Here is a 3,160-nt window from a genome sequence, read left to right as displayed (position 1 = left end):
CCACGTTATTAATTTCGTTCTGAAAAACAAATTCGCCGTATGGCTGATGACGATTATTGTAACGGCAGCCGGCTTGTATGCGGGTATGAATATGAAGCAAGAGTCTATTCCTGACGTGAACATGCCTTACTTGACGATCAGCACGACATATCCGGGTGCAACACCAAGCCAAGTGGCTGATGAAGTGACCAAACCGGTTGAACAAGCCGTACAGAACTTGGACGGTGTCAGCGTTGTGACGTCGACGTCCTATGAAAACGCATCGTCGGTCATGATTGAATATGATTATGAGAAAGATATGGACAAAGCGAAAACAGTAGCAGCTGAAGCGTTAGAAAACGTCAACCTGCCTGATGACGCGAAGGATCCGGAGATTTCACGCTACAGCTTGAACTCATTCCCGATTCTGACGCTGAGCGTGTCCAGTGATAAAGATAACCTGCAAGAGCTGACGAAACAAGTGGAGGACAGCCTCGTTTCTAAACTTGAAGGCATAGAAGGCGTTGCGTCCGTCCAAGTATCAGGCCAGCAGGTGGAAGAGGTTGAATTCTCTTTCAAAGAAGACAAACTGAAGGAATACGGCCTTGATGAAGATACAGTCAAGCAAGTGATTCAAGGTTCAGATGTGACAACTCCGCTTGGATTGTACACATTCGGAAATGAAGAAAAATCTGTCGTCGTCAGCGGCGATATTGAAACAATTAAAGATTTGAAGAATATGAGAATCCCGACGGTATCTGCTTCAAGTGCAGGCAGCAGCGCAGCATCTCAAGCGGGTGCGCAGAGTGCTCAAGCAGCCCAAAGCGCACAAGCGGCAGCACAGGCGCAGCAAAGCGCAAGCACAGCAGTGCCGACAGTCAAGCTTTCTGACATTGCTACAATTAAAGATGTGAAAAAAGCTGAATCTGTTTCACGCACAAATGGCAAAGACAGCATCGGCATCAATATCGTCAAAGCAAACGATGCGAATACGGTAGAGGTTGCCGACAATGTCAAAGCTGAGCTGAAGAAGTTCAAAGAAGACCATAAAGGCTTCAATTACAGCGCAACTCTCGACATGGCGGAGCCGATCACACAGTCAGTTGACACGATGTTAAGCAAAGCCATCTTCGGTGCTATTTTTGCGATTGTGATTATTCTCTTATTCTTAAGAGATATCAAATCAACATTAATTTCTGTTGTTTCAATTCCATTATCATTGCTGATCGCACTCCTTGTGCTGCAGCAGCTTGATATCACATTGAATATTATGACGCTCGGCGCAATGACCGTTGCCATCGGACGTGTAGTCGATGACTCCATCGTTGTGATCGAGAACATTTACCGCCGCATGAGACTCAAAGATGAGCCGCTCCGCGGAAAAGCCTTGGTTCGTGAAGCGACGAAGGAAATGTTTAAACCGATCATGTCATCAACGATTGTGACAATCGCGGTATTCCTGCCGCTCGCACTTGTAGGCGGACAAATCGGTGAATTGTTTATTCCATTTGCCTTAACGATTGTTTTTGCGCTTGCCGCATCCCTGGTGATTTCAATCACGCTTGTGCCGATGCTCGCACACAGCCTGTTCAAAAAATCATTAACGGGTGCGCCGATTAAAGCGAAAGAACACAAACCTGGCAGACTTGCAAACATCTATAAAAAAGTATTGAACTGGGCGCTGAGCCACAAATGGATCACGTCTATCATCGCTGTTCTGATGCTCCTTGGAAGCTTGTTCCTTGTACCGCTAATCGGTGCCAGCTACCTGCCGTCCGAGGAAGAAAAAACGATGCAGCTCACATACAGCCCAGAACCGGGTGAAACGAAAAAAGAAGCCGAAAATGAAGCTGTAAAAGCAGAAAAAATCCTGCTTGACCGCAAGCATGTCGATACGGTTCAGTATTCATTAGGCTCTGGCAGTCCGCTTGCCGGAGGAGATTCTAACGGTGCGTTATTCTATATCAAATATGAAAGCGACACACCTGACTTTGATAAAGAAAAAGATAACGTTCTGAAGGAAATCCAAAAGCAATCTGACCGCGGAGAATGGAAGTCACAGGACTTCAGCTCTTCAGGCAATAACAACCAATTAACATACTATGTGTATGGCGATTCTGAAAACGATATTAAAGACACGGTCAAAGACATTGAAAAAATCATGAAAGATGAAAAGGATCTGAAAAACGTAAATTCAGGCCTTTCCAGCACATATGATGAGTACACATTTGTCGCTGACCAAGAAAAACTAAGCAAACTCGGTTTAACTGCGTCTCAAATTTCTCAGGCCTTAATGTCACAAACATCACAAGAACCGCTCACAACTGTGAAAAAAGACGGCAAAGAGCTTGATGTGAACATTAAGACAGAAAAAGACGAGTATAAGAGTGTGAAAGATTTAGAGAATAAAAAGATCACTTCCGCGACTGGCCAGGAAGTCAAAATCGGCGATGTGGCAAAAGTGAAGGAAGGATCAACATCAGATACCGTGTCAAAACGTGACGGAAAAGTCTATGCGGATGTCACAGGTGAGGTTACATCTGACAACGTCACAGCCGTATCAACTGCTATCCAGAAGAAAATCGATAAGCTAGACCATCCTGATAACGTATCGATTGACACAGGCGGCGTATCAGCGGATATCGCTGATTCCTTCACGAAGCTCGGTTTAGCGATGCTGGCAGCAATAGCGATCGTTTACCTTGTGCTCGTGATTACCTTCGGCGGAGCACTAGCGCCATTTGCGATTCTGTTCTCATTGCCGTTCACAGTCATCGGTGCCCTGGTCGGACTTTACGTATCAGGTGAAACGATCAGTCTGAACGCCATGATCGGTATGCTCATGCTGATCGGTATCGTTGTCACGAATGCGATTGTCTTAATTGACCGCGTGATTCATAAGGAAGCGGAAGGCCTGTCTACGAGAGAAGCGCTCTTGGAAGCCGGCTCTACACGACTCCGTCCGATCCTGATGACAGCCATTGCGACAATCGGCGCCTTGATTCCATTAGCCCTCGGCTTCGAAGGCGGAAGCCAGGTCATTTCAAAAGGACTCGGCGTCACGGTTATCGGCGGCTTGATCAGTTCAACGCTTCTGACGCTCTTGATCGTGCCAATCGTATATGAAGTATTGGCGAAGTTCCGCAAGAAAAAACCGGGAACGGAAGAAGAGTAAAAAACT

The 3,160-nt window shown here is 46.2% G+C and carries 1 protein-coding gene; it reads left to right on the top strand.

Annotation, left to right across the window (positions count from 1 at the left end; translation table 11 throughout):
- A partial coding sequence (srfP, locus tag RAC86_RS37210) for a surfactin resistance protein SrfP (protein ID WP_377886813.1) occupies positions 1-3,154 on the top strand: 3,154 nt, incomplete at its 5' end.
- Between the last annotated feature and the right edge of the window lie 6 nt (positions 3,155-3,160).

It is taken from the genome of Bacillus sp. LR_5 (assembly GCF_042709275.1).
The sequence above is the reverse complement of the archived record's forward strand: the minus strand, read 5'-3'. Positions and strand labels throughout refer to the sequence as shown.